Source organism: Labrys sp. Lb11, from assembly GCF_057554225.1.
The window spans coordinates 441,090-458,338 of record NZ_BAAJOT010000005.1 but is presented as its reverse complement, the minus strand read 5'-3'; the positions used below and the strand labels follow the sequence as shown (position 1 = coordinate 458,338).

General features: G+C 68.5%; 15 protein-coding genes and 2 tRNA genes. 12 read left to right on the top strand and 5 right to left on the bottom strand.

The window, feature by feature from the left end:
• Window positions 1-109: 109 nt before the first annotated feature.
• From AC27L4_RS20750 to AC27L4_RS20740, 3 genes are all read right to left on the bottom strand, one after another.
• Window positions 110-748: an ATP-dependent Clp protease proteolytic subunit gene (locus AC27L4_RS20750; protein ID WP_487144258.1), complete on the bottom strand. Its 639-nt coding sequence runs from the start codon at window positions 746-748 to the stop codon at window positions 110-112.
• A gap of 310 nt (window positions 749-1,058) precedes the next feature.
• On the bottom strand, window positions 1,059-2,429 hold the full coding sequence (gene tig, locus AC27L4_RS20745) for a trigger factor (RefSeq protein WP_487144257.1): 1,371 nt from the start codon (window positions 2,427-2,429) through the stop codon (window positions 1,059-1,061).
• A 74-nt stretch (window positions 2,430-2,503) separates the two neighbouring features.
• Window positions 2,504-2,588, bottom strand: a tRNA-Leu gene (locus tag AC27L4_RS20740).
• Window positions 2,589-2,758: 170 nt separating this feature from the next.
• Between AC27L4_RS20740 and AC27L4_RS20735 the strand changes: the two genes are divergently transcribed.
• Complete coding sequence (locus AC27L4_RS20735; protein ID WP_487144256.1) at window positions 2,759-4,039, top strand: multicopper oxidase family protein; 1,281 nt, start codon at window positions 2,759-2,761, stop codon at window positions 4,037-4,039.
• Window positions 4,040-4,052: 13 nt separating this feature from the next.
• On the opposite strand, the gene AC27L4_RS20730 is transcribed toward AC27L4_RS20735, so the two are convergent.
• Window positions 4,053-5,531, bottom strand: coding sequence for an NAD(P)H-hydrate dehydratase (locus AC27L4_RS20730; RefSeq protein WP_487144255.1), 1,479 nt, complete (start codon window positions 5,529-5,531; stop codon window positions 4,053-4,055).
• A 337-nt stretch (window positions 5,532-5,868) separates the two neighbouring features.
• Here AC27L4_RS20730 and AC27L4_RS20725 point away from each other — a divergent pair, with 337 nt between their 5' ends.
• The 9 genes from AC27L4_RS20725 to AC27L4_RS20685 all read left to right on the top strand — a co-directional run bounded on the left by AC27L4_RS20725 (window position 5,869) and on the right by AC27L4_RS20685 (window position 15,250).
• Window positions 5,869-6,207 (top strand): P-II family nitrogen regulator, encoded by a 339-nt coding sequence (locus tag AC27L4_RS20725; protein ID WP_487144254.1) that lies wholly within the window; start codon window positions 5,869-5,871, stop codon window positions 6,205-6,207.
• Between the two features lie 81 nt (window positions 6,208-6,288).
• Window positions 6,289-7,698, top strand: coding sequence for a type I glutamate--ammonia ligase (glnA, locus tag AC27L4_RS20720; protein ID WP_487144253.1), 1,410 nt, complete (start codon window positions 6,289-6,291; stop codon window positions 7,696-7,698).
• A 258-nt stretch (window positions 7,699-7,956) separates the two neighbouring features.
• Complete coding sequence (locus tag AC27L4_RS20715; RefSeq protein ID WP_487144252.1) at window positions 7,957-9,588, top strand: HAL/PAL/TAL family ammonia-lyase; 1,632 nt, start codon at window positions 7,957-7,959, stop codon at window positions 9,586-9,588.
• A 45-nt stretch (window positions 9,589-9,633) separates the two neighbouring features.
• On the top strand, window positions 9,634-9,939 hold the full coding sequence (locus AC27L4_RS20710; protein WP_487144251.1) for an EthD family reductase: 306 nt from the start codon (window positions 9,634-9,636) through the stop codon (window positions 9,937-9,939).
• Between the two features lie 58 nt (window positions 9,940-9,997).
• Window positions 9,998-10,927, top strand: coding sequence for a carbohydrate kinase family protein (locus AC27L4_RS20705; RefSeq protein ID WP_487144250.1), 930 nt, complete (start codon window positions 9,998-10,000; stop codon window positions 10,925-10,927).
• A gap of 92 nt (window positions 10,928-11,019) precedes the next feature.
• Window positions 11,020-11,093: transfer RNA gene (locus AC27L4_RS20700), tRNA-Gln, on the top strand.
• A gap of 613 nt (window positions 11,094-11,706) precedes the next feature.
• A complete protein-coding gene (locus AC27L4_RS20695; protein WP_487144249.1) occupies window positions 11,707-13,044 on the top strand; it encodes an MFS transporter in 1,338 nt (445 codons plus the stop codon).
• Window positions 13,045-13,176: 132 nt separating this feature from the next.
• The gene (locus AC27L4_RS20690; protein WP_487144248.1) at window positions 13,177-14,556 is read left to right on the top strand and encodes a hypothetical protein; all 1,380 of its coding nucleotides are present in this window, start codon (window positions 13,177-13,179) and stop codon (window positions 14,554-14,556) included.
• A gap of 460 nt (window positions 14,557-15,016) precedes the next feature.
• A complete protein-coding gene (locus AC27L4_RS20685) occupies window positions 15,017-15,250 on the top strand; it encodes a DUF4167 domain-containing protein (protein ID WP_487144247.1) in 234 nt (77 codons plus the stop codon).
• Here AC27L4_RS20685 and AC27L4_RS20680 read toward each other — a convergent pair.
• On the bottom strand, window positions 15,217-16,305 hold the full coding sequence (locus tag AC27L4_RS20680) for a DNA topoisomerase IB (protein WP_487144246.1): 1,089 nt from the start codon (window positions 16,303-16,305) through the stop codon (window positions 15,217-15,219). The two genes, AC27L4_RS20685 and AC27L4_RS20680, sit on opposite strands and share 34 nt — an antisense overlap.
• A gap of 229 nt (window positions 16,306-16,534) precedes the next feature.
• Here AC27L4_RS20680 and AC27L4_RS20675 point away from each other — a divergent pair, with 229 nt between their 5' ends.
• On the top strand, window positions 16,535-16,723 hold the full coding sequence (locus AC27L4_RS20675) for a DUF3008 family protein (protein ID WP_487144245.1): 189 nt from the start codon (window positions 16,535-16,537) through the stop codon (window positions 16,721-16,723).
• A gap of 77 nt (window positions 16,724-16,800) precedes the next feature.
• Window positions 16,801-17,133, top strand: a complete 333-nt coding sequence (locus AC27L4_RS20670; protein ID WP_487144244.1) for a four-helix bundle copper-binding protein — start codon at window positions 16,801-16,803, stop codon at window positions 17,131-17,133.
• Window positions 17,134-17,249: the final 116 nt, after the last annotated feature.

The following is a 17,249-nucleotide window of genomic DNA, read 5'->3' as shown; positions in this document are numbered from 1 at the left end:
CAGCGTCGCAGCTGCGACCGCCCGATTCTAGGGCGGCGCCCGTCAACAGATCATTAACGATAAGTCCGCCGACACGCGCCGCGCAAGGCTCGATCGATCCGCAGCGCCCTCACAGAGGCTTGGGCGCCTCGGGATCGTCGGGCCGCTTCTCGACCACCTGGTCGACCAGGCCGAATTCCTTGGCCCCTTCCGCATCCATGAAGTTGTCGCGCTCGAGCGCATCCTGGATGCGCTTGATATCCTGGCCCGTGTGCCGGACATAGATCTCGTTGAGGCGCTGCTTCACCCGCCGCGTCTCCTCGGCGTGGATCAGGATGTCGGTCGCCTGGCCCTGATAGCCGCCGGAAGGCTGGTGCACCATGATCCGCGCGTTCGGTAGGGCAAACCGCATGTCCTTGGCGCCGGCGGCCAGCAGCAGCGAGCCCATCGAGGCAGCCTGGCCGACGCACAGGGTCGAGACCGGGCAGCGGATGAACTGCATGGTGTCGTAGATCGAAAGCCCCGCCGTCACCACCCCGCCCGGCGAGTTGATGTACATGGCGACTTCCTTCTTCGGGTTCTCGGCCTCGAGGAAGAGGAGCTGCGCCACCACAACCGACGCCATGTTGTCCTCGACGGGGCCGGTGAGGAAGATGATGCGCTCGCGCATCAGGCGGGAATAGATATCCCAGGCCCGCTCGCCCCGGTTGGTGCTCTCCACAACCGTCGGGATCAGGAAGTTGTTGTAGGTGCTGACAGGATCTCGCATCGATCACTCTCCGGTGCTGCGAATGGCGCGTCTTCTCCGGCTCTCGTAAACCGGGTCGCAGCGGCCAAGGGAAACTGACATCCCGAAACTACGGACTTCGCGCGATTCGCGCGCGCAATCTCGGACGCCCTGGCGAAAGCGCGAGCAGGCAGCGCCCTCCGCCCAGCAGGCGAAATGGGCGTTCGCCGGCCCTCGCGCAAGAGGCCGCTCGCCGCAACCGGCCGCGGTTTCGCGCGGCCACAGACCGCGCCGTGCCGAAAGGCAACGGCCGCGGCAGGAGCCGCGGCCGCCACAATCCACCGGACGGGCCTCAACTGGTGGCCTTGTCCTCGCCCTCGTCCTCGTCGTCCTTGAGGAGCTCTTCCTTCGACACGGGCTTTTCCGTGACCTTGGCCAGCTCCAGGATGTAGTCGACCACCTTGTCCTCGAAGATCGGGGCACGCAGCTCGGCCAGCGCCTGGGGGGTCTTGCGGTAGAACTCCCAGACCTGCTGCTCCTGGCCGGGGAACTGGCGGGCGCGGTCGACGACGGCGCGGGTGATCTCGTCCTCGCCGACCTGGATCTTGTTGGCTTCGCCGATCTCGGCCAGCACCAGGCCGAGGCGCACGCGCCGGGCGGCGATCTTGCGATAGTCCTCCTTGGCGGCCTCCTCCGTGGTCTTCTCGTCCTCGAAGGTGCGGCCGGTGCGCTTCATGTCCTGCTCGACCTGGCCCCAGACATTGTTGAACTCCTGCTCCAGCAGGGTCGGGGGCAGATCGAAGGTGTACTTCTCGTCGAGCGCGTCGAGGAGCTGGCGCTTGACCTTGCGGCGCGAGGCGGCGGCGAACTCGCGGCCGACGGCGTCGCTGATCACGCCCTTGAGCTTGTCGAGCGATTCCATGCCGACGGACTTGGCGAGCTCGTCGTCGACCACGAGCTCACCCGCCTCCTGCACGGCCTTCACAGTGACGTCGAAGGTCGCGGCCTTGCCGGCCAGCTTCTCCGACATGTAGTTGGCCGGGAAGGTGACGTCGATCGTGCGCTCCTCGCCGGCCTTGACGCCGACCAGCTTGTCCTCGAAGCCGGGGATGAACGAGCCCGAGCCGAGATCCACCGAGATGTCGGTGCCGGTGCCGCCCTCGAAGGGCTCGCCGTCGATCTTGCCGACGAAGTCGATGACGACGCGATCCTTCTCGACCGCGGCGGCGCCATCCTTCTTGTCGGAATAGGCGACGTTGCGGCGCGCCAGGGCTTCCAGGCGCTCCTGGACGTCGGCGTCCTCGACATTGGCCACCGGCTTCTCGATGGCGATGCCGGAGACGTCGCCGATCTCGAAGGTCGGCAGCACCTCGACCGAGACCGTCCAGGCGAAGTCGGCCTTGCCGTCGAGCACCGAGGTCACGCCCTCGTCGCCGCCCTCGAAGTCGAGCTTCGGCTCCATGGCGAGCTTGATGTGGTTGTCGTCGACGATCTTCTTGTTCGCCTCGCCGACCATGTTGTTGACGATGTCGGCCATCACCGAGCGGCCATAGAGGCGCTTGAGGTGCGCGACCGGCACCTTGCCGGGGCGGAAGCCGTTGATGCGGACCTTGTTCTTCAGCTCGGCGAGCTGCTCGTCGGCGCGCGAGGCGATATCCGACGCCGGTACCACGATCTTGAATTCCCGCTTCAGGCCTTCGGCCAGGGTTTGGGTCACCTGCATAGCGTTCCGTCCCGAACTCGTGAATCGATCAAGTGCCCCTCATGCCCGGCCGTCGCTCGACTTTCGTGGCATCGTGGTGCGGGCGGAGGGGCTCGAACCCCCATGACTTTCGTCACTGGAACCTAAATCCAGCGCGTCTACCAGTTCCGCCACGCCCGCAAAGGGCTCCCTCCGCGGAACCTGCGCCCCGCGGAATGGTGCGCGCATATAGCATGCCGCGCGCAGAGCGCATCAAAAAAAACGCGGAGCGCCACCGATGTCACCGATATGCCGCATCGGCACGGAGAATCGGGCAAAATAGCGGCACCCGATCCGCATGGAGACAGTCCTTGCCATTCGACGCCCCCGCGCCCGCCCTCACCCGCCGCCTGGCGCTGCAGGGGCTCGGCCTTTCCATCCTCGGCCTCGCCGCGCCGGCCGGGGCGGTGGCGGACGATGCCGTGCCGGAGATCCTGGTCGCGGCTCCCTCCAGCCTGCCGCTCGACGGCCCGGACAAGCCGCCGGTCCCGACCCTCGCCTATGACGACCTCACGCCCGGCCCCCAGATCCGCGTCCGACAGGGGAAGGAGGTGTTCGCGCGGCTGGTCAACAAGCTCGACCGGCCGACCGGCCTGCACTGGCACGGAGTGCGGCTTCCCAACGCCATGGACGGCGTTCCCGGCCTGACGCAGGCGGCGGTCCCTCCCGGGGGCTCCTTCGACTACCACTTCAAGGCCGTGGACGCCGGCACCTATTTCTACCGTCCGCCGACCGACAGCCAGACCGGGCTGACGCCCGGCGGCCTCTACGGCGTGCTGGTCGTCGAAGAGGCCCAGCCACCGCCGGTGGACCGCGACCTCGTCTTCGTGCTCGACAGCTGGCGGCGCGAGACGCCGGTGCCGCTGCTGACGGTCAATTCCAAGCGCGGCGAGGAGATCGCGCTACGCCGCAACGAAAGGCTGCGCCTGCGCTTCGTCAATGCCGCCACCTTCAGCATCGCCGCCCTCGCCTTCGCCGGCATTTCGCCGATCATCGTGGCGCTCGACGGGCAGCCGGTGAACACCCCCTTTCCGCCGGACCGCAGCCGGCTCGATCTGGCGCCGGGCGGGCGGGCCGACCTCATCGTCGACGGGACGCTGGCGGAAGGAGCCCTGGCCGGCATCGCCCTGCTGAGCGGGGCCAACGTCGTCGAGATCGTCCGCATCCAGCCCGTGGCGAACGAAGCCGCCCGCGCCGCCCCCCTGCCGCCGCCGGCGTCCCTGCCCACCCGCCTGCCCGAGGCGATCGACCTTGCCCGGGCCAGCCGGGCGAGGCTGGATGTCGCCGCCGCCAAAGGCAGGGGCGTCGGCGGCGCGCCGCTGTTCTCGGTCAAGCGCGGCACCCCGGTGACGCTCGCCATGACCAATGGCGGCGACGCGGCCCGCAGCGTGCATCTGCACGGACATTCCGCGCGCGTGCTGCACGCGCTCGACGACGGCTGGGAGCCCTACTGGCTCGACTCCATCCTGGTGGGTGCCGGGGAAACCGTGCAGGTCGCCTTCGTCGCCGACAACCCCGGCAAATGGCTCCTGGAGATGGTGACGATCGACCGTCCCGGCTCCGCCACGGCTCGCTGGTTCGAGGTGCGCTGAGCGACGGCGCCCGTCAGTCCCCGCCGTCGAGCGCCTGGAGCACGCGGGGCAGAAGGTCCGGCAGGTCCTCGGCAATCAGGCCGCGGCCGAAGGCCTGTGCCGCCGCCCCGTGCATCCACACGCCGGCCGAGGCCGCCTCGAAACCCGGCATGCCCTGGGCGAGGAGGCCGCCGATCATGCCCGAGAGCACATCGCCGGACCCGGCGGTCCCCAGCGCCGGCGGGGCATTGTCGGCGATCGCAGCCCGGCCGTCCGGCGCGGCCACCACCGTGTCCGGGCCCTTGAGCACCACCACCGCCCCCGAGAGCGCGGCAGCCCGGCGCGCCCGGCCGAGCTTGCCGTCGCCGGCGGCGGCTGCGGCGAAGAGGCGCGCGAACTCGCCTTCGTGCGGTGTCAGGACCGTCGGCGCGGCGCCCGCGGCGATCGCCCGGAAGAAGCGCCCGGGATCGGCGGCAAAGGCCGTGAGGGCGCCGGCGTCGAACACCGCCGCCCGCGACGCCGCCAGCACGGCCTCCGCCATCTCGCAGGTGCGCTCGTCCGGGTCGAGGCCGGGACCGAGAACGACGGCATTGCGGCGCTTGTCCTCCAGCAGGGCGGCAAGGCCGGCGGCCCCGTCGGCCCGCCGCACCATCACCGCCTCGAGCGCCGCTGCGAGCACCATCAGCGCGCCCGGCGGACTCGCCACCGTCACCAGCCCGGCGCCGATGCGCAGCGCCGCCCGCGCCGCCAGCCGGGCCGCGCCCGTCGCCTGGATGCCGCCCGATACCACCACGGCATGACCGCGCGTGTACTTGTGCCCGTCCGCCGCCAGCACCGGAAAGGCATGCCGCCAGGCAGCGGGCAGGTTGACGCCGGCGCGCGGACCGACGCGGGCCAGCACCGCGTCGGGGATGCCGATGTCGACCACCCGCACCGGACCGCAATGCAGCCGCCCCGGCAGCAGGACATGCCCGAGCTTGCGGCGAAAGAACGTCACGGTCTCGGCAGCCCTGATTGCGATGCCGCGCACCCGGCCTGTCGCCCCGTCGATGCCGGACGGCAGGTCGACCGCGACCACCGGCCGGTCCGCGGCGTTGACGCGGCCGATCAGCGCGGCCATGGCGCCGTCGACATCGCGCGCAAGGCCAGCCCCGAGCAGGGCATCGACGATCACCCCCGCGCCGTCCGGTGCAGCCGCGGCGGCATCCTCCACCGGCCCGCGCCAGCGGGCCGCCGCCAAGGCCGCATCCCCCTTCAGGGCATCGCGCGCGCCCATCAGGGCAAGGCGCACCCGAAAGCCGCGCTCCGCCAGGATGCGCGCCGCGACGAAGCCGTCGCCGCCATTGTTGCCGGGGCCGCAGAGCACGAGCACGGGCGTTGCCAGGGGCCGGCGGCCGACGGCATCGGCCACGGCGCGGCCGGCCCGTTCCATCAGCTCGACGCCGGGCGTGCCGGCCGCGATGGTCAGGCGGTCGGCCTCGCTCATCTCGGCGGGAGTCAAGAGTTCGTGCATGGCTTGCGTCCTCGGCGGCGCGGACCGCGCCCGCCTGCGGCAAATCGACGGAGGATTGGCTGCACGAGCTCCCGCCTCCCGTCAAGCGGCGGCAGGCCTGCCCAAATCCGGTGCGCCACCGCCGCGGCAGGCCTCAACCGCGGCCAAATCCGAGCATATTTTGTTGGCAGGACGATGAAAACTTAGGCAATCTATGCGGCGATGGCGCGCCAGGCTTCGGAGTTGTCGGCGTAGTATATTGATTTTCCAGCCAATTTTTCCCATTGGCCGATTGGCACGCGACCTGCTAACAGCGATTGGCTTCCCTGCGAGAATGCCGGGAAGCTGAGGAGAGCCCATGAAGAAAATCGAGGCCATCATCAAGCCGTTCAAGCTGGACGAGGTGAAGGAGGCGCTGCAGGAAGTCGGTCTGCAAGGCATCACCGTAACCGAGGCCAAGGGCTTCGGCCGGCAGAAGGGCCATACCGAGCTCTATCGTGGCGCCGAATACGTCGTCGATTTTCTTCCCAAGGTGAAGATCGAGGTGGTGGTGCCGGACGAGCGGGCCGAGCGCGCCATCGACGCCATCCGCAAGGCCGCCCAGACCGGCCGGATCGGCGACGGCAAGATTTTCGTTCTCAACGTCGAGGAAGCCATCCGCATCCGCACCGGCGAGAGCGGGCTCGACGCCATCTGAACTCCAACGTCGCTGCAGGGCGCGGCCGCCCGGCCGCGCGGCGACCATAAGACATGCGTGAATAGGAAAGGTTCGCACGCCATGAAGACTGCCAAGGATGTCCTGAAGTTCATCAAGGACAACGACGTCAAGTATGTCGACTTCCGCTTCACCGATCCGCGCGGCAAGTGGCAGCACGTCACCTTCGATCAGAGCCTGGTGGACGAGGAAATCTTTGCCGAAGGCACGATGTTCGACGGTTCGTCGATCGCAGGCTGGAAGGCCATCAACGAGTCCGACATGTGCCTGATGCCGGACCCGACCACGGCGACCATGGACCCGTTCTTCTCCGCGTCCACGCTGTCGATCACCTGCGATGTGGTCGAGCCGACCACGGGCGAGCCCTACAGCCGCGACCCGCGCGGCATCGCCAAGAAGGCGGAGGCCTATCTGAAGTCGACCGGTATCGGCGATGCCGCCTTCTTCGGCCCCGAGGCCGAGTTCTTCGTGTTCGACGACGTGCGCTTCAAGGCCGATCCCTACAACACCGGCTTCAAGCTCGACTCCATCGAGCTGCCGACCAACTTCGACACCGAGTATGAAGGCGGCAATCTCGGCCACCGCATCGCCAAGAAGGGCGGCTACTTCCCGGTGCCGCCGATGGACTCGGCCCAGGACATGCGCTCGGAAATGCTCGCCGCCATGCAGCAGATGGGCGTGGTCGTCGAGAAGCACCACCACGAGGTGGCCTCGGCGCAGCACGAGCTCGGCATGAAGTTCGGCACGCTGGTGACCATGGCCGACCACCTGCAGATCTACAAGTACTGCATCCACCAGGTGGCTCAAACCTACGGCAAGACGGCCACCTTCATGCCCAAGCCGATCTATGGCGACAACGGTTCGGGCATGCACGTGCACCAGTCGATCTGGAAGGGCGGCAAGCCGGTGTTCGCCGGCAACAAATATGCCGACCTGTCGCAGGAGTGCCTGTGGTACATCGGCGGCATCATCAAACATGCCAAGGCGATCAACGCCTTCTCGAACCCGTCGACCAACTCCTACAAGCGCCTGGTCCCGGGCTTCGAGGCGCCCGTCCTGCTGGCCTATTCGGCCCGCAACCGCTCGGCCTCGAACCGCATCCCCTACACCTCCAACCCGAAGGCCAAGCGCGTCGAGACCCGCTTCCCCGATCCGGCGGCCAACCCCTATCTGTGCTTCGCCGCCCTGTTCATGGCCGGCATGGACGGCATCCTGAACAAGATCGATCCCGGCCCGGCGATGGACAAGGACCTCTACGACCTGCCGCCGAAGGAGCTCAAGCAGATCCCGACCGTCTGCGCCTCGCTGCGCGAGGCGCTCGCCTCCCTCGACAAGGATCGCGAGTTCCTCAAGAAGGGCGGCGTGTTCACCGACGACTTCATCGACTCGTTCATCGAGCTGAAGATGACGGAAGTGATCCGCTTCGAGCACACCCCGCATCCCGTCGAGTTCGAGATGTATTATTCCTGCTGATCCCGCGGCATCGCCGGGAGGCACGAGGAGCCGGGGCGGAAACGCCCCGGCTTTTTTGTCGCCGGCCGACCGCGGATTGTGACAGTCCATCCGCCATTGTAAGAGTCGGGTCGGCGGCAGCAGGCGTGGAGCCGGTGAAAGATCTCCGGCCCGGCGCGACTGGGGCAGGCCGTCGGGGCTGCACGGATTCCGCCGGGTCAGACCTGCCGCGGATCGGGCCGCTCCGGCCTCTCGAACCTTGACCTGCAGGAGCACGCCATGGCGGTGACGATCGACGGCCGACGGATGACCGGGCGGATGGTGGCGAGGGCCGCCCGGCCCAACGCGAGCGGCCGCTTCGAGAAGGCCGTCCTGGCCGCGGCCGCCCGCGACAGGGTCGGCAAGGCGCGCGACTATATCGAGCGCAACTGGCTCACCGACACCGCGCCGCTGATGTACGCCTTCAACACCGGCGTCGGTCTGTTCAAGGAAGTGCGCATCCCCATCGCCGACATGGCGCGCTATCAGGACCAGATCATCCGCGCCCACGCCACCGGCATCGGCGAGCCCCTGCCCCGCGACGTGGTGCGCGCCACCATGCTGCTGCGCGCCAACGCTTTCGCCTCGGCCTATTCCGGCTCCACCCTGGCGCTGATGGACCGGCTGATCGGCTTCCTCAACGCCGGGCTGCATCCGGTGATCCCTGCCAAGGGCTCGGTCGGGGCTTCTGGCGACCTTGCTCCCCTGGCCTATCTCGCCGGCGCCATCCGCGGCTTCGAGGACGTGCAGGTCGAGTTCCGCGGCAAGCTCTATCCGGCGCCGGAGGCGGCGCGGCGCGCCGGCTTCGCGCCGGATTATCCGATGGGCGCCAAGGAGGCCTCGGCGATCATCAACGGCTCCACCGTGTCCCTGGCGATCGCGGCCCTGGCGGCCGAGGACGCCAGGCGCATCCGCAAGCACGCCGACATCGCGCTCTGCCTGAGCCTGGAGGCGCTGCGCGGCGAACTGGCGGCCTTCGACCCGCGCGTGCACGCCGCCCGCCCCCATCCCGGCCAGGCCAAGGTGGCTCGCAACGTGCTGCGCATCGCCGGCGACTCTCGGCGCTGCTCGGAGGCGGCCCGCACCGTGCTCTACCCCGACGAGGCTCGCGATCCCGCCAAGCCCGTGCCGCCGCGGGTGCAGGACGTCTATTCGCTGCGCTGCGCGCCGCAGGTGCACGGACCGGTCCTCGACGCGCTCGCCTATATCGACCGGATCCTCGCCACCGAGATGAACTCGGCCACCGACAACCCGCTGATGTTCGAGGACGGGGCGGACGGCTTCGTCTCGATCTCCGGCGGCCATTTCCACGGCGCCTATGTGGCGCAGGCCATGGATCTGCTCGCCATCGCCATGACCGATCTCGGCGCCATCTGCGAGCGGCGCCTGGCGCGCCTGATCGATCCGGTGATGAGCTACGGCCTGCCGCGCAACCTCCTCGCCGGCCAGCGCGGCCTCAACACCGGCTATGCCACGGTGCAATGCTCGATGTCGGCGCTGGTGATGGAGAACCGCGCCCTGGCCACGCCCGGCTCGGTCGATTCGATCCCCGGCAAGAGCAATGCCGAGGACCACGTCTCAAACTCGACCTGGTGCGCCCGCAAGGCCCGCACTATCGTCGAGAACGTCGAGCAGATCGTCGCCGTCGAGATGCTCCTGGCGGCCCAGGCGCTCTCCCTGGTCGCCGACCTCAGCAAGGACCACCCGATCGGCAAGGGCTCGCGCGCGGCGCTGGACGCCATCCGCGAGACGATCGAGCCGGCCTTGGCGGGCGACCGCTGGTATCATCACGAGCTGGCTGACATCCTGGCCCTGTCGCAGACCGGTCGAATCGTCGAAGCGGTCGAGGCGGCGGTGGGGCCGCTGGAATAGACCGAGCCGGCCCGGAGGCGAAGGCAGCAGCGAGGACAGGGAACCATGGCCAGAGTGGTCGTCGTCTACCGGACGCCGAAGGACAAGGATGCCTTCGACCGCTATTATGCCGCCAGCCATGTCCCGCTGGCCAGGACGCTGCCCGGACTGGTGAGCTACGATATCAGCCGCGGACCGGTCGAGACGCTCGCCGGCAGCCCGGTCCACCTGATCGCGACGCTCACATTCGCATCGATGGATGCGTACCGCAGGGCGCTCGCCTCGCCCGAGGGCCAGGCCGCCACGGCGGACCTCGCCAATTTCGCCGATGGCGGCGCCGAGATCCACGTCTTCGAAACCGAACCCCTGTGACGGCATCGCTCGCCGGCAACCCTGGACCCCAAGCTTCACACCATCGTCGAGGAACCCCATGATCGTCGTCTGCGGCGAAGCCCTGATCGACTTCCTGCCCGTCAAGAGCACCGACGGGCGCGACGCCTACCGACCCGCGGTCGGCGGCAGCCCGTTCAACACCGCCGTCGGCATCGGCCGCCTCGGCGGCGACGTCGGCTTCTGCGCCGCGCTGTCGACCGACTTCTTCGGCGACCAGCTCGCCGAGGCGCTGGAGCGCTCGCGCGTGTCGCTGCGCTACGTGGCGCGGGCGCGCCGGCCCTCCATGCTCGCCTTCGTCTCGCTCGGCGAGGGCGAGCCGCACTACGCCTTCATCGACGACGCCTCGGCCAATCGCCTGTTCGATCCCGAACGCGATTCGCCGGCGATCCTGCCCGACGTCACCATGCTGTGGACCGGCTCCGTGGCGCTGATCAACGATCCCATCGCCTCGGCCTATGAGAAGCTGTTCTTCGCCAACAAGCACCGGCGCGTGCTCGGCATGGATCCGAACGTGCGCCCGACCGTCGTCACCGACGCCGAGGCCTATCGCGCCCGGATGAAGCGGATGACCGAGGCTTCCGACATCGTGAAGATTTCCAAGGCTGACCTGCTCTGGCTCGACCCTGCCATCAATCCGGACGGCTGGGCCCGCGGCCTCGTGCACAAGGGCGCCAGCCTCGTCGTGCTGACCGACGGCGCCCACGGCGCCACCGGCTATGGCCGGGGCTTCTCCATGATGCGGCCGGTGGCGCATGTCGACCGGGTCGCCGACACGGTCGGCGCCGGCGACAGCTATTCCAGCGGCCTGCTCCACGTGCTGCAGCGCGAGGGCGTGCTCGCCATCGACAAGCTCGGCGGCATCACCGAGGATGTCGCCCGCCGGGCCATGGACTACGCCGCCCGCACCGCGGCGATCACGGTCTCGCGCGAAGGCGCCGATCCGCCCTGGGACCATGAAATGGCCTGAGGCGAAGTTTTCCATCGGAGAGGCTTGTCAACGCAGGCCCGGTTCGCTATGGAACCGGCCTCCGACGCGCCGCCGCGGCGGCCACCGCTCGGTGGGGGATAGTTCAACGGTAGAACAGCGGACTCTGACTCCGTTAATCTTGGTTCGAATCCAGGTCCCCCAGCCACTTTCTTTCCAACGGCTTAATGCCGATTTCCATACCCCGTTTCAAATCGTGCAGTCAGGTCGCGTAGACGGCTACGTCGTCGATCTGCTCCTACCGATGCGCACGACCATCTTTGCGGCGTTCTGGCCGGAGTGCGGCGGCATGGCGTCGACGACGGCCACGATTTCTCGGCCGATCGAATCAGTTCGGCGCCGGACTTGGACGTCCGGCGAACAGCATGCGCCCCGCAAGGACTTGCGGCCGTCCGTGCGGCAGCCTCAGCCGAATCCGTGAAATGAGCCTCCCGTTCCGGTGCTGTAGATAGAACGGCGGGCGCGTAGCGCGGCGGAGGCCGTAGACGGCATCCGAGGCTGCTCTTTCAAGTTGAAGTCGGATCCTGGCCTGCCCGCCGAGCGTGATTGTCGGGCATCGTCTTGCCTGTGCCGACGATATTGAGAATATTCTTTCAGGTATCGTCCCCGTCCCGCTGTCCGCCGTCTTCGTTCGAGAGAGGATCATCAGGAAAACTCTGCCGTGTCTGCCCGTGCCGGCGTGCCCGGCACGCCTGCGGCCTGCGTGCCGAGAAACGGGCCGGACCGAAACCGGCCTCGCCCAAGCCAGGAGGACCGACGCCATGACGCCTATCGTCAAGCCGACTGCACCGCCCGCCAAGGCTCCGGCCGGAGCCAGCCGAGTGCGCTACCTCGTCCTGACGATGTGCTTCCTCGGCCTGACCATGAACTATCTCGATCGCGCCAACATGAGCGTGGCGCTGCCCTATATCGACAAGGATCTCGGCCTGAATCTGAGCAACACCGAGAAGGGGCTGATCTTCGGCGCCTTCTTCTGGGCCTATGACGGCATGATGCTGGTCGCCGGCTGGTTCGCCGACAAGGTCGGGTCGCGGCGGGCCTTCTCGCTGGCGGCGGTGTGGTGGTCGCTCTTCACCGCCCTCACCCCGCTCGCAACCAGCTTCTGGGGTTTCTTCGCCGTGCGCTTTGCCCTTGGCGCCGGCGAGGCGCCGGCCTATCCGGCCGCGACCAAGGCGGCCTCGACCTGGTTTCCCAAGAGCGAGCGCGCCTTCGCCACCGCCGTCATCGATTCGGGGTCGCGCGTCGGCACGGTGCTGGCCCTGCCGGTGGTCACCGGGCTGATCGCCCTGATGAGCTGGCATTACTCCTTCGTCATCCTCGGTGCGCTCGGCCTGGTCTGGGCGCTGGCCTGGTACCGGATCTATCGCAATCCCGCCGATCACCCCGGCGCCAACGAGCTGGAACGCCGCTACATCGACGACAATGGCGGCCGGACCGAGGCCAATGACAGCCGCGAAGCAGCCGCAATCCGGTGGGCCGACCTGTTCCGCTACCGGACCGTCTGGGGCATGATGATCGGCTTCTTCTGCCTGAACTTCGTCATCTACTTCTTCCTGACCTGGTTCCCCGACTATCTGAAGAATGCCCGCGGCCTGAACCTCACCCAGCTCGGCCTGCTCGGCATGCTGCCCGGCCTCACAGCCGTGGTCACGGCCTGGGTGGCCGGCATGACCGCCGACCGGCTGATCCGCGGCGGCGCCGACGTGACGCGGGTGCGCAAGACCGTGATGGTCGGGGGCCTGCTCGGCGGAGCAGCCATCCTGCCGGCGGCGCTGGCGCCGTCGGTCGGCCTGGCGCTGCTGTTCCTGGCGGTCTCCTACAGCAGCCTGGCGGTCGCCGCGACCGCCATCTGGTCGCTGCCGGCCGACGTGGCGCCGAGCTCGCGCCATGTTGCCTCGATCGGCGGCATCCAGAACTTCGCCTCCAACATCGCCGGCATCATCAGTCCCTTCGTCTTCGGCTGGCTGCTCGACATGTTCAGGGGCGACTACACCCCCTCCTTCACCCTCGCCGCCGTCGTCGCCGTCATCGGCGCCTTCACCTACGCCTTCGTCGTCGGGCGCGCCGAACCGCTGCCGGTGCTGCCGCAGCGGGCGTAGAGCCGCGCCTGCCCAATGTCGTCCGTTGTGCCAAATGGCACAGCCTCCACAGCCCCGGACTGATAGCGTCGTTGACACGCCTTCCGTTGGGACATTGGCAAGCCGGCGCATCGAAGCAGGAGTGGGGCGGCCATGACGAACTTCACGGGGACCGGCGGCGCGGATATCGCCAATGCCGGTACCGGCACGTTGTCGGGATTTTCAGGCGGCAGCGTCGCCGACCTGCAGGACGCCCTCAGCGACCAGTTCTTCTGCGGCGACGGCAACGACATCGTCACCGTCACCAACAGCGCCAGCAATCGCATCGTCGGCTCTGGCGGCGCCGACATCATGCGCGGCGGCAGCGGCAACGACACCTTCAACTTCAATCCCGGCGACGTGGTGGCCGGCGAGTTCGCCGACGGCCGCGGCGGATCGGACACGCTGCTGATCCAGGCGGCCGTCACCGGCACGGTCGACTTCAGGGTCGCCGACATCCTCTCCATGGAGGAGATGATCTTTCTCGGCGTCAGCGGCACCACCCTGACGGCGGCATTCGAGGCGGACCAGTTCGGCGCCGGCAAGGTGTCGAGCAGCCTGGCCATCTCCGGCAACGCCGAGCCGGGCGCTCATTACGTCGTGCAGGTGGACATGGGCGCGACGACGAACCTCAACCTGGCGGCCTTCACGTTCGGCCCCACCTGGGGCGATGACGACACGGTCCAGGTCTTCGGCGACGACTCCGACGAGCACATCACCGGCACGGCGAAGCGCGACCTGCTGCTCGGCAATGGCGGCGACGACGTGCTGACCGGCGGCGGCGACGTCGACACCCTGCGCGGCGGCAGCGGCAACGACCGTCTCGACGGCGGCACGGGCGCCGACGCGCTGGCCGGCGGCACCGGCAACGACATCTACATCGTCGACAATGCCGGCGACAGCATCACGGAAGGCCTGTTTCTGGGCGGCGTCGACACGGTCGAATCCTCGGTCCTGAGCCTCGACCTTGCGAGCTACGCCAATGTCGAGAATGCGGCCCTGCTCGGCTCGGCTGCCCTGTCGCTGAAGGGCAATGCCGGGGAGAACCTCCTGACTGGCAATGACGGTGACAACACGATCGGCGGGCTGGACGGCAACGACAGGCTCAATGGCGGCGGCGGCGCCGACAAGCTCAACGGCAATCTCGGCGCCGATCGCCTGACCGGCGGCGCCGGCGCCGACCTCTTCATCGTCGCGACCGTGGCCGACAGCACGCCCGCCACGGCCGGACGGGATATCGTCGTCGACTTCAGCCACGCGCAGGGCGACCGGATCGACCTGCGCAACATCGATGCCGAGGCCGGCGCCGCTGGCAACCAGGCCTTTCACTTCATCGGCACGGCCGCCTTTTCGCATGACGCCGGCGAATTGCGCTTCGTGACGCAGAACGGCAACCTCTTCCTGCACGGCGACATCGACGGCGACGGCGTCAGCGACGTCTCCGTGCAGGTCAACGGCCTGGCCTCGGTCCAGGCGAGCGACTTCCTGCTCTGACGCCGTTGGCCCGTCGGTTTCCGAAGCGGGCGCTCAGCCGTGGCGCGGTGCAGTCGGGGCGACGCAAGCCTTGTCTGCACCGCCGGCTTGATATTGCGGCCGCGCCTTCCCATATCAGTGGCAGAAACCGGCCGCCTGGTCCGCTCACCATCATCCGATCGAGCGCCGGCACGGTTCCTCATCCCATTTGATCCGGAATTGCGGCATTCCACCGGCTCCCTGTCGGTCGCCTTGCCCAGTCTGGGCCACAACGCCGCCGGTTCGCCGGACGGCAGGAGAAGACGCATGCGAACGCACACGAAACCGAAGCCGGCCGAGCACAAGCCCCGTCCGGCAATCATCGGCCCCCCACGAGGGAGCCGTTCCCCCGATCCGGCATGGAAGCCCGAACCCTGCGGCCTCACGCGCGAGGAGCTGCGGGAGATCGTTGCCGAGGTCCTGGGCTGACCGGAGGATCCCAATGCCCCAGACCAACGACATCCTCACGACCACGTCGCCTAGCCCGAGGCGCCCCTGGTTGTCGACCGCCACATCCAGCAAGGCCGGGCGGCATGACCGCAGCGCCCGGGCGAGCTACGAGCGATATCTCGCGCTCGGCCACGCCAGCGCCCGTGCCGGCGACGCCGTCGAAGCGGAAAACTGGTACCAGCACGCCGAGCACTATCTGCGCTCGATGCACCCCGAGGCCGGCTGAGTCCGGGCCGGCGGACAATCGCGCCTGTCCGCTTCCGACAGCAGCGCCAGGGTACGCTCGATCCGCGAGCAACCGGCACGCGGGCGGGCCTTGGCGTAGGCACGGCGCAGCCGGCCGCTGGCATAGGCCCGCACGACGATCTCGTGGACATAGCTCTTGCGGACCACTGCCGGCGTGTTGGCGAGCTGTTCGGAGACGGTGCGCATGACGTCGGCCAGGTGGTGCCGGCGATCCGCCCCGCCCGCCGCCTCCTCGCATGCCAGCAGGCGTTCGGCGGCCGCCGCATTGGCGGCGAGCATGCGCAGATCCTTGCTGCTGATCGGCAGGCCGCCGACGCGCCTGAGATAGGCGTTGACGTCGCCCGCTCGAACGGGGGCGACCGATCCATCCTCCCGGCGATACTGCAGCAGACGGCGCCCGGGCAAGGTCATGAGCCGGCCGAGCGCCCGTGCCAGGGCTGCATCATCCTCGATGCCTGCGATCAGCCTGCCACTCTTGCCGCGGAAACGGAACGCGACTCGCCTGCCCGACACCTCGACATGCCGCTTGAGCAGGGTCGAGGCACCGTAGCTGCCGTTGGTCTTGGCATAGGTCTCGTTGCCGACGCGCAAATGGCAGCGGTCGATGATGGCAACGGCGCAGGCCAGGGCCTTGTCCCGGCAGACCCGCCGCGACGCCATGTCCCGCCGCACGGCAGCCCGCAGATCCGGCAGGGCTTCGATCAGGCGCCGCAGCCGCTTGAGCTTGCGGCCTTCGCGGACCCGTTCCCAGTCGGCGTGATAGCGATGCTGGATCCGCCCGAGCGCATCCCGGCCGGTCGCCTGCAGATGGGCGCGCGGATCGGTCGCAATGCGCACGTCCCGATAGGCAGGCGGAATCGCCAGAGCCCGGATGCGCGCCAGGGTGGCTTCATCACGAATTCGGCAGCCCTGTTCGTCGACATATTCGAACCCCCGGCCTCGCCGCCGCCGTTCGATCGCCAGCGCGGTCGCCGGAATAAGACGGAGACGATTGCCCCTGGCCGAAGCGGTCTCGCCCCCGGCATCCCTGTGCATCTCCTCCTCCTTCGGCCGCGGCGCCGGCATCCCCGCCCGTCTCGAAACAGCAACCCGCTCGCGCGGCATCGGTTCCGCGCGGTGCCCGGGACATCCGGCTGGCTCACCCCCCAACGGAGTTGCCATGGAACGGCGGCCGGCCTGGCCCGTTGCCTCCATGAGGCGCTCCCGCCGACGGCCGAGCCGGACGACGGGTCGCCCGTGCGGTCAACAAGCAAGGAGGCCCGCCATGCCCGCCAAATCGAAAGCGCAGCAGAAAGCCGCCGGTGCCGCGCTCGCGGCCAAACGCGGTGAAATCAGCTCCCGGGAGCTCAAGGGAGCGTCCAAGTCCATGGCCAAATCGATGAGCGAGAAGGAGCTTCGCAAGCTGGCTTCCACGAAGCGCAAGGGCAAGCCCGAGCACGTGTCCGGCTCCTGAGCCGGCGCCGTCCCCAGGCAGCGAGGCCGGCCGCGCTCCGTGAACCGGCCGCCAAACCGATCGAAAGGAGGGATGCGATGCATCATCCTGACCAGGCCGTGCAGGCCTGCATAGAGGCCTGTCTCCAATGCTACCGGACCTGCCTCGGCATGGCGACGAACCATTGCCTGTCCCTGGGCGGCGAGCATTCCAGTCCCGCCCACATCCAGCGCATGCTGGCCTGCGCCGAGACCTGCCGGGCGACGGCGCATGTCATGCTGGTCGGCTCCGCGCATTACCGGCGGCTCTGCGCCGTCTGCGCGGAGATCTGCGACGACTGCGCCGGTGCCTGCGCGCGCATCGGCGACATGGCCGATTGCGTCCAGGCCTGCAGCCGCTGCTCGGAAAGCTGCCGTGGGATGACGGATTAGGCTGCCCGGGCAAGCTTCCACCGCATGGAAAATTGTTTTGCGTTCGGGCGACTGTTCCTGTCGGGCGGAAGGCCGTAATCGGTTGGGGCGCAGGGGCCCGAGAGACCCTGCCCATC